Origin of the sequence: Mesorhizobium sp. CA10 (genome assembly GCF_020165285.1) — a bacterium.
Classification (GTDB): Bacteria; Pseudomonadota; Alphaproteobacteria; order Rhizobiales; family Rhizobiaceae; genus Mesorhizobium.
The window spans coordinates 71862-87477 of sequence record NZ_JAIUHV010000011.1; the positions used below are offsets into that span (position 1 = coordinate 71862).

At 63.2% G+C, this 15616-nt stretch carries 14 protein-coding genes; 2 read left to right on the top strand and 12 right to left on the bottom strand.

Annotated elements, in window-relative coordinates:
- Positions 1-31: 31 nt before the first annotated feature.
- The 4 genes from LB535_RS21860 to LB535_RS21875 all read right to left on the bottom strand — a co-directional run bounded on the left by LB535_RS21860 (position 32) and on the right by LB535_RS21875 (position 2627).
- Complete coding sequence (locus LB535_RS21860; RefSeq protein WP_140644594.1) at positions 32-178, bottom strand: hypothetical protein; 147 nt, start codon at positions 176-178, stop codon at positions 32-34.
- A gap of 60 nt (positions 179-238) precedes the next feature.
- Positions 239-445: a hypothetical protein gene (locus LB535_RS21865; protein WP_095769236.1), complete on the bottom strand. Its 207-nt coding sequence runs from the start codon at positions 443-445 to the stop codon at positions 239-241.
- Between the two features lie 39 nt (positions 446-484).
- Complete coding sequence (locus tag LB535_RS21870; RefSeq protein WP_095769235.1) at positions 485-1105, bottom strand: ribonuclease D; 621 nt, start codon at positions 1103-1105, stop codon at positions 485-487.
- Between the two features lie 136 nt (positions 1106-1241).
- Positions 1242-2627 carry a M20/M25/M40 family metallo-hydrolase gene (locus tag LB535_RS21875; RefSeq protein WP_224633651.1) on the bottom strand — a complete coding sequence of 462 codons (1386 nt, stop codon included), beginning with the start codon at positions 2625-2627 and terminating at the stop codon, positions 1242-1244.
- Between the two features lie 426 nt (positions 2628-3053).
- On the opposite strand from LB535_RS21875, the gene polA reads away from it, so the two are divergent.
- The gene (gene polA, locus LB535_RS21880; protein ID WP_224630302.1) at positions 3054-6020 is read left to right on the top strand and encodes a DNA polymerase I; all 2967 of its coding nucleotides are present in this window, start codon (positions 3054-3056) and stop codon (positions 6018-6020) included.
- A 221-nt stretch (positions 6021-6241) separates the two neighbouring features.
- Here the strand turns inward: polA and LB535_RS21885 are convergent, their stop codons facing one another.
- The 8 genes from LB535_RS21885 to LB535_RS21920 form a co-directional block, all read right to left on the bottom strand.
- Positions 6242-6646, bottom strand: a complete 405-nt coding sequence (locus LB535_RS21885) for a Fur family transcriptional regulator (protein ID WP_041003614.1) — start codon at positions 6644-6646, stop codon at positions 6242-6244.
- Between the two features lie 148 nt (positions 6647-6794).
- Positions 6795-7841, bottom strand: a complete 1047-nt coding sequence (gene mgrA / locus LB535_RS21890) for an L-glyceraldehyde 3-phosphate reductase (protein ID WP_224633652.1) — start codon at positions 7839-7841, stop codon at positions 6795-6797.
- Between the two features lie 112 nt (positions 7842-7953).
- Positions 7954-9096: a Gfo/Idh/MocA family protein gene (locus LB535_RS21895; RefSeq protein ID WP_224633653.1), complete on the bottom strand. Its 1143-nt coding sequence runs from the start codon at positions 9094-9096 to the stop codon at positions 7954-7956.
- Between the two features lie 5 nt (positions 9097-9101).
- Complete coding sequence (locus tag LB535_RS21900) at positions 9102-9854, bottom strand: sugar phosphate isomerase/epimerase family protein (RefSeq protein WP_224633654.1); 753 nt, start codon at positions 9852-9854, stop codon at positions 9102-9104.
- 24 nt (positions 9855-9878) lie between these two features.
- Positions 9879-10979 carry an ABC transporter ATP-binding protein gene (locus tag LB535_RS21905; protein WP_224633762.1) on the bottom strand — a complete coding sequence of 367 codons (1101 nt, stop codon included), beginning with the start codon at positions 10977-10979 and terminating at the stop codon, positions 9879-9881.
- 2 nt (positions 10980-10981) lie between these two features.
- Positions 10982-11914: a carbohydrate ABC transporter permease gene (locus LB535_RS21910; RefSeq protein WP_224633655.1), complete on the bottom strand. Its 933-nt coding sequence runs from the start codon at positions 11912-11914 to the stop codon at positions 10982-10984.
- Complete coding sequence (locus tag LB535_RS21915) at positions 11907-12800, bottom strand: carbohydrate ABC transporter permease (protein WP_140544557.1); 894 nt, start codon at positions 12798-12800, stop codon at positions 11907-11909. The genes LB535_RS21910 and LB535_RS21915 overlap by 8 nt, the downstream gene beginning before the upstream one ends.
- Positions 12801-12885: 85 nt before the next feature.
- On the bottom strand, positions 12886-14124 hold the full coding sequence (locus LB535_RS21920) for an ABC transporter substrate-binding protein (protein WP_224633656.1): 1239 nt from the start codon (positions 14122-14124) through the stop codon (positions 12886-12888).
- A gap of 384 nt (positions 14125-14508) precedes the next feature.
- On the opposite strand from LB535_RS21920, the gene LB535_RS21925 reads away from it, so the two are divergent.
- Entirely contained in the window at positions 14509-15555 is a 1047-nt protein-coding gene (locus LB535_RS21925) for a LacI family transcriptional regulator (protein WP_095769304.1), read from the top strand.
- Positions 15556-15616: the final 61 nt, after the last annotated feature.

A 15616-nucleotide genomic window follows, 5' to 3' on the forward strand; every position in this document is an offset into this window, starting at 1 on the left:
CACCGCGCCGGTCTCCCGGCTGGCCACATGGTCAATTCTGCTGGATCGAAATGCCTTTGTCGTCGATCTTGAGCTCGACGCCTTTCGGCCTGGTCTGCTCGCGATAGACATAGATGCCGAGCGCGATGACAACCGCGACCAGCGCCCCGATGATGAGATAGAGCGTGTTCTGTCTCATTGCGCCCCCTTGTTGCGGCCAAGCCTCGCACCCGCCCTGAAATTGTCAGGTGAGGATCGCCTACTGGCCGTCGTCCCCATCATCGGTTGCCGGCCGCCAGCTCGTCGGTTCGACTTTCTTCTGCGTGTCGCTGTCGGTGTAGACCCACCAGCCGCCGTCGCGATATTGCCCGACGGATTCGTTGACGACGCCGTCGCGGTCCTTCCACATGATCGTTACCTTGGAGCCGTCCTTGGGCGCGCTCGCGATCGGTTTGCGCTCTGCCATTTCACTTCTCCACGGGCTGGGTCGACGGACCTTCGTCCCTCAACTATGCGCGAAAATATCTTCCTCCGCCCAGCCCATCAGGTCGAGCTTGGCGCGCGTCGGCAGGAAACGGAAGCAGGCGTCCGCCTCCTTGGTGCGGTTCTCGCGCGCCAGGCGCGCGCCCAGCACCTCGCGCAACCTGTGCAGGTAGAGCACGTCCGAGGCGGCATATTCGAGCTGTTCGGGCGAGAGCGTCTCGGCCGCCCAGTCGGAGGATTGCTGCACCTTGGACAGCCCGATGCCGAGCAGTTCGCCACAGAGATCCTTCAGCCCGTGGCGGTCGGTATAGGTGCGGGTGAGCCGTGAGGCGATCTTGGTGCAGAACACCGGCTCGGCCATCACGCCGAAGGCATGGTAGAGCACGGCGATGTCGAAGCGGCCATAGTGAAACAGCTTGGTGATCGTGTTGTTTCGCAGCAGGCTGGCGAGGTTCGGCGCCTCCTTCTGGCCTGGTGCGATCTGGATGACATCGGCGCTGCCGTCGCCGGGCGAAATCTGCACCACACAGAGCCGGTCGCGATGCGGGTTGAGCCCCAGCGTTTCCGTGTCGATGGCCACCGCCCCGACATTGTATCGCGACAGGTCGGGCAGATCGTTTTTGTGGAAACGGATATCGGTCATTCTCTTCTCCCGGTCGCGGCTGCGGCGTTGCGCATCCTCGCAACGCCGCGGCACTTCGCGCTAGCTAATTCGTCCTCGCCGCGATCCGAAGAAAAATCAACAGAAAGTTGAATTTCAAGGTTTTCGTGATTTTCGCTCAGCGGGTCAGCGCGTCGAGAATGCGCGCCCAGGACCGCTGCCCCTTATGGAACGAGGTCAGCTCATACTTCTCGTTCGGCGAATGGATGCGGTCGTCGTCGAGGCCGAAGCCGACCAGCAGCGATTCCATGCCGAGATAGGTCTGGAAATCGCCGACCACGGGAATGGAGCCGCCGCCGCCGGTGGTGACCGCCTGCTTCTCCCATTCGTCGGACAGCGCATCCTTGGCCTTGGCTAGGAATGGAGAGTCGTAGGAAAGCTGGATCGCCGGCGAGCCGCCATGCGGGTGGAATTCGACCGAGCAATCGGCCGGGATGCGCTCGCGCACGAAGGTCTGGAAGGCGGCGCGGATCTTCTTCGGATCCTGCTTGTGAACGAGCCGGAACGACACTTTCGCCGACGCTTGCGCCGCGATCACCGTCTTGAAACCCTTGCCGGTATAACCGCCGATGATGCCGTTGAATTCCGCCGTCGGCCGCGCCCAGGTGAGCTCGAGCACCGAGCGTCCCTTTTCGCCGGCCGGAATGGAGAGGCCGACCGGTCCGAGGAAGGTCTCGGCCGTCTCGCCGAGCCCGTCCCAGGATTTCAGCACCTGCGAAGGCGTCTCCTCGACGCCGTCATAGAAGCCCGCAATGGTGACGCGACCGTCCTTGTCGTGGATGTCGGCCAACACCTTGGCCAGGATGCGGATCGGATTGGCGGCGGGACCGCCATAGAGGCCCGAATGCAGGTCGCGGTTGGCCGCCTTGACGGTGATCTCCTCGCCAACCATGCCGCGCAGCGACACGCAGATCGACGGCGTCTCGCGGTTCCACATGCTGGTGTCGCAGACCAGCGCGAAATCCGCCTTCAGCTCGGCCGCGTTGGCTTCTAGGAACGGCTTCAGCGACGGCGAGCCGGATTCCTCCTCGCCTTCGAACAGGATGGTGACGCGGCAAGGCAGGTTGCCATGCACCTGCTTCCACGCGCGGCAGGCCTCGACGAAGGTCATCAGCTGCCCCTTGTCGTCGGCCGAGCCGCGGCCGGTGATCACTTTGCGGCCGGGCTCGATCTCCTTGATCGACGGCGCGAACGGATCGGTTTCCCACAATTCGATCGGATCGACCGGCTGGACGTCATAGTGGCCGTAGAACAGCACATGCGGCGCGCCCGCCGGTCCCTCATGATGCGCCACCACCATCGGATGTCCGGGCGTATCGCGCACACTGGCGTCGAAGCCGATCAGCTTGAGCTCGGCGACCAGCCATTCGGCGCCCGCGCGGCAATCGGCGGCAAAGGCCGGATCGGTGGAGATCGACTTGATGCCGAGCAGGCCGAACAGCCGCTCCAGGCTCTGGTCGAGATTCTGGTCGAGACGGTCGAGGACGGGGGAAATTCTGGACATGCTTTTTGCCTTTCGATTTTGGGCAGACCCTAAAGGGCCATGCCGAAAACGAAAAGCCCGCGATCATTGGACCAAGCGGCAAAGGCTTGCATGAAGGCAAAAAAGAACCGCCGTGGTGGAGGGGGAACCACGGCGGTCTCTACTCGAAACGTTGCGGCAGCCCGGAGAGGGGGGATAGGCTGCCGCAGTTTGCCCGGGATAGGCGGGGGACGGGCCTTACTCCGGACTTCGGCGAAAAACTGCCGATGACGTGTATTTGGGTCTGTGAACATGGCGATTCAAGGGCACGAAAATTACACTTTTGTAACATACCCGTGAGCGGCAAATTTCCAGCCGGACAGGATGTGTCAGGGGTGTTGCCCGAACCGGTGGGTTCCACAGCCTTAGCCATGGACCGCGAAGCCGGGCCGCGCTATCCCTGCCGGCATGAAAAAAGGCGATCACCTCTTCCTCGTCGACGGCTCCGGCTACATTTTCCGCGCCTATCACGCGCTGCCGCCGCTCAACCGCAAATCCGACGGCCTGCCGACCAGCGCCGTGCTCGGCTTCTGCAACATGGTGTGGAAGCTGATGCAGGACGCCCGCAACACCGATGTCGGCGTGGTGCCGACGCATTTCGCCGTCATCTTCGATTATTCGTCGAAAACCTTCCGCAGCGATCTCTACCCCGAATACAAGGCCAACCGCTCTGCGCCGCCGGAAGACCTGATCCCGCAATTCGGGCTGATCCGCCAGGCGACCGCAGCCTTCAATGTCCCTTGCATAGAGACAGAGGGTTTTGAAGCCGACGATATCATCGCGACTTATTGCCGGCTGGCTTGCGAAGCCGGCGCTGATACCACCATCATCTCCTCCGACAAGGATCTGATGCAGTTGGTCGGTCCGACGGTCGGCATGTACGACCCGATGAAGGATCGCCAGATCGGCATTCCCGAGGTGATCGAGAAATGGGGCGTGCCGCCCGAAAAGATGATCGACCTGCAGGCGCTGACCGGCGACTCGGTCGACAATGTTCCGGGGGTGCCGGGTATCGGCCCGAAGACCGCGGCGCAATTGCTGGAACAGTTCGGCGACCTTGACGGGCTGCTGGCGCGCGCTTCGGAGATCAAGCAGGAGAAACGGCGCGAGACCATCATCGCCAATGCCGACAAGGCGCGCATCTCGCGCGAGTTGGTGACGTTGAAGAACGACGTGCCGCTGAAGGAAGGGCTGGACGATCTTGTCCTGCATGCGCCGGATGGCCCGAAGCTGATCGGCTTCCTGAAGACGATGGAGTTCACCACACTGACCCGACGCGTCGCCGAAGCGACCGCAACCGACATTGGCGACGTCCAGGCCACCGCCGTCACCATCGAGCGCGCCGATACCGCGCATGGCCCCGATGTCGGCGCCGGCGCGCCGCCGGTGCCAAGGCCGATCGCGTCCACACAGGGCGACGCCATAAAACCGGCTGCGCCGGTCAGGGGCGAGGACGCGCCGCCGCAAGGCGATACCCCATCGCTCCTCTCTGCCCTGCGGCTGGAGCAGGCAGCCGCCCGCAAGATCGACCCTTCGGCCTATGCGCCCATTCGCGACACGGCCGCGCTCGAGGCCTGGATAGCCGAAGCCCGCGAGGCCGGTGTCCTTGCGTTCGACGCCGAGACCAGCTCGTCCGACCCGATGCGGGCGGACCTGATCGGCCTGTCCATGGCGCTCGCGCCTGGCCGCGCCGTCTATGTGCCGCTTGCCCACAAGAGCGGCAATGGCGACCTGCTCGGCGGCGGCATGCTGGAGAACCAGATCCCGGTCCGCAAGGCGCTGGCGCTGCTGAAGCCGCTGCTTGAGGACCGATCGGTCCTCAAGATCGTCCAGGATATGAAATACGACATTGTCGTGATGAGCCGGCACGGCATCGAGATCGGTCCGTTCGACGACACGATGCTGATCTCCTACGTGCTCGATGCCGGCACATCCGGCGGTCACGACCTCGTCTCGCTGTCGGAGAAGTGGCTCGGCCACGCGCCGGCCTCGAAGAAGGAGCTCGCCGGCTCGGGCAAGAGCGCCATCGGCTTCGATCAGGTCGATATCGAACGCGCGACCGCCTACGCTGCCGAGCAGGCCGACCTGGCGCTGCAGCTCTGGCGGGTGCTGAAGCCGAGGCTTGCCGCCAAGGGCCTCGTTTCCGTCTATGAGCGTCTGGAAAGGCCGCTTGTGCCCGTGCTTGCCCGCATGGAGCAGCGCGGCATCTCGGTCGACCGCCAGATCCTGTCGCGGCTTTCCGGCGAGCTGGCTCAAGGCGCGGCCCGCGTCGAGGAAGAGATCTACGGGATCGTCGGCGAGCGCATCAACATCGGCTCGCCAAAACAGCTCGGCGACATATTGTTCGGCAAGATGGGGCTGCCAGGCGGCTCGAAGACCAAGACCGGCCAATGGTCGACCTCGGCCCAGCTTTTAGAAGATCTCGCCGCCGAGGGCCACGAGCTGCCGCGCAAGATCGTCGACTGGCGCCAGCTCACCAAGCTGAAGTCGACCTATACCGACGCGCTGCCCGGTTTCATCAACCCCGGCACCAATCGCGTCCACACTTCCTATGCGCTGGCAGCAACCACCACCGGGCGGCTGTCATCCTCCGATCCCAATCTGCAGAACATCCCGGTGCGCACGGCGGAAGGCCGCAAGATCAGGACCGCCTTCATTGCTGAGAAAGGCCACAAGCTGGTCTCGGCCGACTACAGCCAGATCGAATTGCGCGTGCTTGCCCATGTCGCCGAGATCCCACAGCTCAAGCAGGCCTTCGCCGACGGCGCCGACATTCATGCCATCACCGCGTCGGAAATGTTCAATGTGCCGGTCGAAGGCATGCCTTCGGAAGTGCGCCGGCGCGCCAAGGCGATCAATTTCGGCATCATCTACGGCATCTCGGCCTTCGGCCTCGCCAACCAGCTGTCGATCCCGCGCGAGGAGGCGGGCGCCTACATCAAACGCTATTTCGAGCGTTTTCCGGGCATCCGGGACTATATCGAGGAGACCAAGGCCTATGCGCGGGAGAACGGTTTCGTCGAGACGATCTTCGGCCGCCGCATCCACTATCCGGAGATAAGGGCTTCCAACCCGTCGGTGCGCGCTTTCAACGAGCGCGCCTCGATCAACGCCAGACTCCAGGGCACCGCCGCCGACATTATTCGCCGCGCCATGGTGCATATGGAAGAAGCGCTGGACAAGGCGAAGCTCTCCGCCCGCATGCTGTTGCAGGTGCATGACGAGCTGATCTTCGAGACGGTGGAAGCGGAGGTGGAGGCGACGATCCCCGTGGTGCGCAAGGTGATGGAGAATGCGCCGATGCCGGCGGTCTCGATGTCGGTGCCGCTGCATGTCGATGCGCGGGCCGCGGATAATTGGGATGAGGCGCATTAACGGTGTCGGGCGACAAGCGCCGCGATCCTTCACACCCCCCTCTGGCCTGCCGGCCATCTCCCCCGCAAGGGGGGAGATTGGCAGCTTCCGCGCTCCGCTGGTTCTGTAACGTTGGAGGTTAGCGAAACCCGAGATGACAGCTAATCTCCCCCCTTGCGGGGGAGATGTCCGGCAGGACAGAGGGGGGTGCCTCGCGCCGGCATCAACCGGCTACCTGAGCCTCAAGCAGCCTCAGCCCTGCACTTGGCGCACACACCGCGAAACTCGATCACCGCCTTCTTGGCGGCAAATCCCGTCGAGCGCACCCATTCGTCCAGCCGGTGATCGACATCGTGGTCGGACATCTCGGTCACCTGGCCGCAATTGTCGCAGATGGCGAAGGCCGTCATTGAATGACTGTGGTCGTGCGGCTCGGCGCAGGCGACGAAGGAGTTTAGGCTTTCGAGCCGGTGCACGAAGCCGGACTTCACCAGCGTGTCGAGCGCCCGGTAGACCTGCAGCGGCGCGCGGAAACCGCGCTCGCGCAGCTGGTCGAGCAAAGTATAGGCGCTGAGCGGTCCGCTGGACGCCTCGAGCTTCTCGAGCACGCAGAGCTGGTTCTTGGTCAGCGCATCTCTTGCCGTCATCTTGTTCGCCCAATCGACGCTCGCGGCAGATCTCGCGAACGACTTCAATTCCCCTGAGATAACGACGAACTAGCGATTTTGCCACTGTTTCCGCAGCTGCGCATCCCTTCTGATGCGCGCCCCGACGAGATGGTTCGCCAGCTGATCGCTACTTGCGCGGCCGCCCCTTGCGTTCGGCCGAAGCCGCCCAGAGGTTGATGTCGGACTCGCGGGCGTGGCTGTCGATCTCGGCGAGCTCGGCGTCGGAGAACTCGAGCGCCTTGAGCGAGCCGACGCAATCCTCGACCTGTTCCGGCCGGCTGGCCCCGATCAGCGCCGTGGTCACGCGGCCTTTGCGCAGCACCCAGGCCAGCGCCATCTGTGCCAAGGTCTGGCCGCGGCGGCCGGCAATGGCGTTGAGCGCCTTGATGTTGGCGATCGACTTGTCGTTGATGAAGGCCGGTCGCAACGACTTGCCCTGGGATGCGCGGCTGCCCTCGGGGATGCCGCCGAGATATTTGTCGGTCAGCATGCCCTGCGCCAGCGGCGAGAACACGATCGAGCCGATGCCGAGCCCCTCCAGCGTGTCGAGCAGCCCATCCTCCTCGACCCAGCGGTTGAGCATCGAATAGCTCGGCTGGTGGATGAGGCATGGCGTGCCGAGCTGGCGCAAAATGTCGGCTGCTTCCCGCGTGCGCTGCGAATTGTAGGACGAGATGCCGGCATAGAGCGCCTTGCCCGAGCGCACCGCGTGGTCGAGCGCGCCCATCGTTTCTTCGAGCGGCGTCTCGGGATCGAAACGGTGCGAATAGAAGATGTCGACATAGTCGAGCCCCATGCGCTTGAGGCTCTGGTCGAGGCTGGCGAGCACATATTTGCGGCTGCCCCATTCGCCGTACGGACCGGCCCACATCTCGTAACCGGCCTTGGTCGAGATGATCATCTCGTCGCGGTAGGCGGCGAAATCGGTGCGCAGAATCTCGCCGAACGCGGTTTCCGCCGAGCCGGGCGGCGGGCCGTAATTGTTGGCGAGGTCGAAATGCGTGATGCCGAGGTCGAAGGCCTTGCGCACGATCGCCTGCTTGGTCCTGTGCGGCGTATCGTTGCCGAAATTGTGCCATAGCCCAAGCGAGATCGCCGGCAGCTTCAGGCCGGACCGTCCGCAGCGGTTATAGATCATCTTCTCGTAGCGGTTTTCGGCGGCGACATAGGGCATAGGGAATCCTTGGGATCGAAACGGCGCGGCGACCATCGCCAACCTGATTTGAATCGATGCTTGCCCCTAACCCTTACCCTCTCCCCGCCTGAACGGGGAGAGGGGTTGCCACCTACTTTTTCTTCGCCAGCAACGTCTTCGCGTCCTTGACGCCCAGCGCGGCCGGCCGCTCGCAGGTCGTCTGCATGGCGACATATTTGCCGCTTTCGCCCGAGCGCAGGATGCCGGTCATGACATCGACGGCGTGCAGCGCCAGCTCCATCGAGCAGCGGTGCGGCCGCCCTTCGCCAATCGCGATTGCCATGTCGGCAAGGCCGGCGGTGCGATAATTAGCCATCATGCCCTGGCCGTGCATCTCGTTCGGCACGCCGAACGGATGGTTCCACTTGGGCAGCTTCTTCACCGGCTTGGCCGAGTCGGTGAAGCGTACATCGCCGCCGAAGAAATTCGGATCCGGCACGAAGACGGTGCCCAATTCTCCGTAGAGCTCCATCGGCGCGTGGCCATGGCTCCAGACGTCCCAGGAGGTGTTGAGCGTGATCACCGCGCCATTCGCGAATTCGAGCAGCGCATGGATGGTGGTCGGCGTGTTCACCGGGATCTTCTCGCCCGCCCGCGGTTTGGAGCTGATGGTGCGCTCCTTGGCCGGCGTCGTTGCGAAGGCGGCCACCTGCTTCACCGGCCCGATCAACTGGATCAGGTTGGTGACATAGTATGGCCCGATGTCGAGTACCGGGCCGGCGCCCGGCTGGAAGAAGAAATCCGGGTTGGGGTGCCAGTGCTCCATGCCGTGGCCCATCACATGGCAGGTGCCGCTTGTGATCGCGCCCAGCTTGCCGCTATCGATGAGATCGCGGACCAGTTGGTGCGCGCCGCCGAGGAACGTATCCGGCGCCGAACCGATGCGCAGGCCCTTCTTCTCGGCCCGTTTCTTGAGATCGAGCCCTTCCTCGATCGACAAGACGAACGGCTTTTCTGAATAGACATGCTTGCCGGCGTCGAGCACTGCTTTGGAGATTTCGTAGTGCACCGCCGGAACCGTCAGGTTGACGATGATGTCGATCTCGTCGTCCTTGAGCAGGTCGTTGACCGTCTCGGCGCGCAGCTTGAACTCCTTCGCCCGCGCTTTCGCGGCCTCCATGTTGATATCCGCGCAGGCGCGCATCTTGATGCCGCGGAACAGCGGCGCCAGCGAAAAATACGCCTTCGAGATGTTGCCGCAGCCAATGACGCCGATGCCAAGTTTCTCTGCCATTTCGATTACTCCTGCCAGCTCTTGGCTGCTGCGATTGAGCGGCGGGCATAGCGCTCGATGTCGTTGGGGTTGTCCTGCTCCATGACGAAATACTGCGCCGCGCTCTTGGCGCGCAACGTCTTGAACAGGCCCGCCCAGTCGATCGTGCCGTGACCGACATCGGACCAGCCGTCCTCGTCCAGCCCCTCGCCCGGCTTCGCCATGTCCTTGACGTGGACGGCAACGATCCGCTTGCCATGCTTCTCGATCCAGGGCAGCGGATCGGCGCCGCCGCGCACCACCCAGGCGACGTCCATTTCCCAGCCGATGTCCGGTGCCGCGGACAGGATGTGGTCCTGCGGCAGCGAGCCGTCCGCAAGCGCCTTGAACTCGAAATCATGGTTGTGCCAGGCAAAGCCGTAGCCGGCCTTTTTTGCCACCTCGCCCACCTTGGCGAGGCGCTCGCCGAAGCCGCGCCAGCCGGCGGCGTCGGACGGGCGCTGATCGGGCATCAGATAGGGGCAGATCACAAGCCTGATGCCGAGCGCGTCGGCGATCTTGCGCACGCCGTCGAAATCGTTCTCCAGCGCCTCGATCGAGAAATGCCCGGTCGGCATCGCAAGCCCGTTCTTGTCGAGCTCGGCGCGAAACGCCTTCGGGTCGTCATAGACGCCGCCAAAGCCTTCGACCTGGCTGTAGCCGAGCTCGCCGAGCATTTTCACCACGTCGTTCCATGGTTGAAAATTGCGAGCGCTGTAGAGTTGGAATGACCAGTTCATGTCCTGTCCGTTCTGCTTGGGAGGTTAAAGGCGGTTGCCGGTCTGGGCATCGAAGAGCGAAGCGCGCATCGGATCGAAGCCGACGGTCACCGCCTCATCATTCCGGGGCGTGCGCTCCGAGGTAACCCGGACGCTGAATTTCTGTTGGGCGAGCTGCAGCCAGACCAGCGTGTCGGAGCCCATAGGTTCCACCACTTCGACTTTGCTGGCCGCCGAGAATGGCCAGCCGGCGCCGCTGTTCAGACTCACATGTTCGGGCCTGATGCCGAACACGGCTGGTCCGGGTTCCGGCTGCCGATCGAAATTATAGGTACTGAGTGGAATCTTCAGACCATCGGCGAGAAAATGCCAGCCGCCATCCGCGTTTTCCAAATGGCCGTCGACAAAGTTCATCGCCGGCGAGCCGAGGAAGCCGGCAACGAAGCGATTGACCGGACGGTTGTAGATGGTCTGCGGCGCGTCGAGCTGCTGGATGACGCCGCCCTTCATCACGGCGATGCGGTCGGCGAGCGTCATTGCCTCAATCTGATCGTGGGTGACGTAGATCATGGTGTTTTCGAGCTTGCGGTGCAGCAGCTTGATCTCGACCCGCAGTTCCGCCCGCAGCTTGGCATCGAGATTGGAGAGCGGCTCGTCGAACAGGAAGACGTCGACGTCGCGCACCAGCGCGCGCCCGATCGCCACGCGCTGCCGCTGGCCGCCGGAGAGCGCCGAGGGCTTGCGCTGCAACAGCGGCTCGATCTGCAGGATCTCGGCGGCGCGTGCGATGCGCTTGGCGATCTCGTCCTTGGCCAGGCCGGCAACGCGCAGACCGAAGGACAGGTTCTTCTCGACCGTCATCTGCGGATAGAGCGCGTAGGACTGGAACACCATGCCGATGCCGCGGTCCTTAGGCTCCTCCCAGGTGACGTTCTTGCCCTTGATGAAGATGCGACCTTCCGAAATGTCGAGCAGGCCGGCTATGCAGTTGAGCAAGGTGGATTTGCCGCAGCCGGACGGTCCCAGAAGCACGATGAACTCGCCCTCGGCGACGTCGAGATTGAGCGTCTTCAGCACCGACATCACACCGAAATTGAGCGACAGGTCCTGGATTGAAACGCTGGGATTGGCGATTGCCGCTGCCATCATCATCCTTTCACTGCGCCGGCCGCGATGCCGCGCACGAAGAGCTTGCCGGAAATGAAATAGACCATGAGCGGCACAAGGCCGGTCAGGATGGTGGCCGCCATGTTGACATTGTATTCCTTCACGCCTTGCACCGAATTGACGATGTTGTTGAGCTGCACCGTCATCGGATAGGTGTCGGGGCGCGTGTAGACGACGCCGAACAGGAAGTCGTTCCAGATGCCGGTGACCTGCAGGATGATGGCGACGACGAAGATCGGCAGCGACATCGGCAGCATGATGCGCAGATAAATGCCCCAGAAGCCGGCGCCGTCGACGCGCGCCGCGCGGAACAGTTCCTCCGGCATCGACGTGAAATAGTTGCGGAACAAGAGCGTCAGGATCGGCATGCCGAAGATCGAATGCACGATCACAAGGCCGGTCAGGGTGCCGTATATGCCGATCTCGCGCAGGATGATGACGATCGGGTAGATCATCACCTGGTAGGGGATGAAGGCGCCGACGATCAGGATGATGAAGAAGGTGTCGGCGCCCTTGAAGCGCCAGTTGGCCAAGGCATAGCCGTTCACCGAGGCGATCGCGATCGACAGCAGCACCGACGGCACGGTGATGCGCACCGAATTCCAGAAACCGCGCGAGAGCCCGTCGCAGTTGAGGCCGGTGCAGGCGGTCGCCCAGGCTTTCACCCAGGGTTCGAAGGTGATTTCCACCGGCGGCGAGAAGATGTTGCCGAGGCGGATTTCCGGCATGCCCTTCAGCGACGTGACGATCATCACGTAGAGCGGCAAAAGGTAATAGAGCGCCACGACGATCAGCGTGCCGTAGAGAAAGATGTTGCGGCGCGAGAGCGCATGCCGCGGCTTCGCGCCGGCAGGCCCGGCTTCGTCGCGCCGAAGGACGCCCGCATCGGATGGGGAGGCAGCGACATCAACCACGCCGGCGGCCTCCGAATTCGAGATAGGCCCATGGCACGATGACGATCATCACCGAGAGCAGCATCATGGTCGAGGCGGCGAAACCCTGGCCGAGATTCTGGGCGAAGAACATGTAGTCGTAGACGTATTTTGCCGGCACTTCGGAGGCGATTCCCGGCCCGCCGCTGGTCTGCGCCACGACGAGGTCATAGACCTTGACGATGCCGGCGGCGATGATGACCAGCGTGGTGATGAAGACCGGCCGCATCATCGGGATGACGATGAACAGGTAGGTCTTCCACATCGGGATGCCGTCCACCCGCGCCGCCTTCCATATGTCTTCGTCGATGCCGCGCAGGCCGGCAAGCATCAGGCACATGATCAACCCCGTGCCCTGCCAGAGCGCGGCGATGGAAATGCCGTAGATGACGATGCTGGAATTATAAAGCGGGTCGAAGCTGAAGCTCGTCCAGCCAAGGTCGCGCACGACGCGCTGGATGCCGAAATCCGGGTTGAGCAGCCATTGCCAGACCAGCCCGGTGACGATGAAGGAGAGCGCGAAGGGATAGAGGAAGATGGTGCGGAACGTATCCTCGAAGCGGATCTTCTGGTCGAGGAGCGCCGCCAGGACGAAGCCGATCACCAGCGAGAACACCAGCGAGATCACGCCGTAGATCAGGAGGTTCTCGATCGAGATCAGCCAGCGCGGCGTCGCCCACAACCGATGATACTGGTCGAGGCCGACGAAGTTGAGCCGTGGCAGCAGCTTCGAATTGGTGAAGGAGTAGAGAACCGTCCAGGCCGTGCCGCCGACGAACACCACAAGCGCGGTGAGCACCATCGGAATCGATGCGATCTTCGCATTGAGGTTACGGAAAAGCTGGTTGGGACGTTCGCTATTGCTCATCTCGACAGCCGGGCTGGGGCAATGAGGACATCATGCTCCCGACCCCCGTTAGGCAGGGACCGGGAGCTGGCGGGGCGCCGGTAGATCAATCGGCCGAAGCGATGATGGCGGCGAAGCGCTTCTGCGCTTCTTCGACTGTCATGTCCGGTTTGGCGAAGAACTCGGAGAACAGGTCCTCCTTCTGCTTCTGGCTGTCCTGCGAAAGCAGTTGGTCCGTCCACGGCATGACGGCGCCCTTGGCGAGGATGGCGAGGCCCTTCTTCATGCAGTCGTTCGCCGCGTTGAGGTCGACGTCGCCACGCACCGGCAGCGAGCCCTTCTTGAGGTTGAAGGCGACCTGGGTCTTCGGATCGAGCAAGGTCTCGGCGAGCACCGCCTGCGCCTTGGACTTGTCGGCATCTTTCAGCAGCGGGAAGTAGAAGGCGTCGCCGCCCGTGGCGATGACTTCGTTCAGGCCGAGGCCGGGCAGGCAGGTATAGTCCTTGCCGGCCGTCTTGCCGGCAACCTGGAACTCGCCCTGCGCCCAGTCGCCCATGATCTGGCCGGCGGCCTTGCCGGTGATGACCAGATTGGTGGCCTGGTTCCAGTCCTGCACATTGGTGTTCTTGGCCATCTTGCGGGCGTCGTCCGCCGCCTTGAACACCTTGGCGATCTCCGGGCCTGCCGCGAAGGTGGCGTCCTTGTCCTTGTAGACCTTGAGGAACGTGTCGGTGCCCCCGGTCGCGGCCATCAGCACGTCGAAGGCGCCCGAGGCTTGCCAGGCCTGTCCGCCGACCGCGAGCGGAATGATGCCCGCCTTTTCCAGCGCCGGCGCATCCGCCACGAATTCATTCCAGTCCTTCGGCACAGGCAGGCCGGCCTTCTGGAAGGCCTCGTTGGACAGCCACAGCCACTGCCAGGAATGGATATTGACCGGCACGCAATAGATCTTGCCGTCGATGGTGCAACTATCGAGCAGGCTCTTCGGCCGCACGATCTCCGTCCACTTGTCCTTGGTGGCGATATCGGTGAGGTCGCGCATCAGCCCGGCCTGCACCAGTTCCTCCGCCTGGCGGCCGTGGTTGAACTGGGTTGCGCCCATTGGATCGCCCCCGGTGATGCGGCTGATCATGATCGGCCGCGCCGTGCCGCCGGAGCCTGCAATGGCGCCGTCGACCCAGTGGTTGCCCGTCGCGTCGAATGCCTTGGCAAGCTCGGCCACCGCTGCCGCCTCGCCGCCGGAAGTCCACCAATGGGTGACTTCCAGGTCGGTTGCGGCCGCCGGACCGGCGAAATTGAGCGCAACTGTCGCGGCAAAGGCGGCAGTCAGGAATTTGTATCGCATTTCGGCTCCTCCCAGAATCTGAAACGTTACAGATTTTCGATACGGCAAATGATCCGCCTAGGCAACCCCTCGCCTTGAGGCCGGCCAAGATTTTTTCGCGACGCGAACAAAATCTTTCTTCCTAAGTGGCAATGCCGGTGTCGGATCAGTCGATTGATGCCAAAAGCAGGCTCGGGCCGACATTTCTTTGTGATTCCAGCGACTTTCGGCCCCTCTCCGCATCCACGATGCCGATGGCGCGATCTCGCCGATTGATCACGAAGATTGGCAATCTGTAACGTTTCAGTATATTGAGCCGAGCCGCAAACTGAAGGTCGCGCAAATGTCACCGCCGCACGATTGCCGGTCGGCCCCGCGACTGCTATGCGCCTGACGGGCGGGACGATGGATAGACGGATAACGAAGAAGGGCGACGACGACACGTCGGGCAAGGAACGGCCGACGTTGAAGACGCTTGCCTTCATGACCGGGCTGGGCGTCACGACAGTCTCGCGGGCGCTGAAGGATGCGCCCGAGATCGGCGCCGAGACCAGGCGTCGCGTCCAGCTCGTCGCCAAGCAGATCGGCTATCGCCCGAACCGCGCCGGCGTGCGCTTGAGAACCGGCAAGACCAACGTGATATCGCTTGTGCTGAACACCGAGCACGAGCTCATGAGCTTCGTCTCGGACATCATCTACGGCGTCACCGAGGTGATCGCCGACACGCCCTACCATCTGATCGTCACGCCCTATTCGCGCTCGCAGGATCCGCTGGACCCCGTGCGCTATCTGGTCGAGACGGGCTCGGCCGACGGCGTCATCATCTCGCGCACCCAGCCCAACGATCCACGGGCGCGCTATATGCTGGAGCGCGGCATTCCCTTCGCCACGCATGGTCGCACCGACATGGGGCTGGTGCATCCCTATCACGACTTCGACAATTATGCCTTTGCCGGCGAAGCCGTCCGCTACCTCGCCGGCAGGGGCCGCAACCGGCTTGCCCTGGTGACGCCCCCGGTCGGCCTCACCTATCACGGCCATACGGTCGCCGGCTTTGCCGATGCGCTGAGCGAGGTGGGTGCCAGCGAGGTGCCGTTCAACACCGTCTCCATCGATCAGTCGATCGAGCAGATCAGGATGCGGACCGCGCAATTGATGCGGCGCAAGGACCGTCCGGACGGCTTCGTCAGCAGCGCCGCCGCCGCCACGCTCGCCATCGTGGCCGGCATAGAGGACGCCGGGCTGAAGCTCGGCCGCGACGTCGACGTGGTGTCGAAACAATCGTCGGAACTGCTGCATCTGTTCCGGCGGGAGCTGCTTGTCGTCAACGAGAACTTCCGGCTCGCCGGCTCCGAGCTCGCCCGCGCCGTGCTCGGCTGGATCGGTGGCGCCGATCCAGGCACGCTGCAATCGCTCAGCACGCCGAGCGAGGTTTTGCCCTATCGCGGCTGACTGGCGCGACTTGAGGGGCAGGTCAGGCCGAGTCGAAAATGGTGGCTTCCGAGAACCGGAG

Excerpts from the sequence above, each read along its gene's own strand:
- LB535_RS21860 (WP_140644594.1), bottom strand. The coding sequence starts at position 178 with ATGAGACAGAACACGCTCTATCTCATCATCGGGGCGCTGGTCGCGGTT.
- LB535_RS21895 (WP_224633653.1), bottom strand. The coding sequence starts at position 9,096 with ATGGCAGAGAAACTTGGCATCGGCGTCATTGGCTGCGGCAACATCTCG.
- LB535_RS21875 (WP_224633651.1), bottom strand. The coding sequence starts at position 2,627 with ATGTCCAGAATTTCCCCCGTCCTCGACCGTCTCGACCAGAATCTCGAC.
- LB535_RS21925 (WP_095769304.1), top strand. The coding sequence starts at position 14,509 with ATGGATAGACGGATAACGAAGAAGGGCGACGACGACACGTCGGGCAAG.
- LB535_RS21870 (WP_095769235.1), bottom strand. The coding sequence starts at position 1,105 with ATGACCGATATCCGTTTCCACAAAAACGATCTGCCCGACCTGTCGCGA.
- LB535_RS21865 (WP_095769236.1), bottom strand. The coding sequence starts at position 445 with ATGGCAGAGCGCAAACCGATCGCGAGCGCGCCCAAGGACGGCTCCAAG.
- LB535_RS21915 (WP_140544557.1), bottom strand. The coding sequence starts at position 12,800 with ATGAGCAATAGCGAACGTCCCAACCAGCTTTTCCGTAACCTCAATGCG.
- mgrA (WP_224633652.1), bottom strand. The coding sequence starts at position 7,841 with ATGCCCTATGTCGCCGCCGAAAACCGCTACGAGAAGATGATCTATAAC.
- LB535_RS21905 (WP_224633762.1), bottom strand. The coding sequence starts at position 10,979 with ATGGCAGCGGCAATCGCCAATCCCAGCGTTTCAATCCAGGACCTGTCG.
- LB535_RS21885 (WP_041003614.1), bottom strand. The coding sequence starts at position 6,646 with ATGACGGCAAGAGATGCGCTGACCAAGAACCAGCTCTGCGTGCTCGAG.
- polA (WP_224630302.1), top strand. The coding sequence starts at position 3,054 with ATGAAAAAAGGCGATCACCTCTTCCTCGTCGACGGCTCCGGCTACATT.
- LB535_RS21900 (WP_224633654.1), bottom strand. The coding sequence starts at position 9,854 with ATGAACTGGTCATTCCAACTCTACAGCGCTCGCAATTTTCAACCATGG.
- LB535_RS21920 (WP_224633656.1), bottom strand. The coding sequence starts at position 14,124 with ATGCGATACAAATTCCTGACTGCCGCCTTTGCCGCGACAGTTGCGCTC.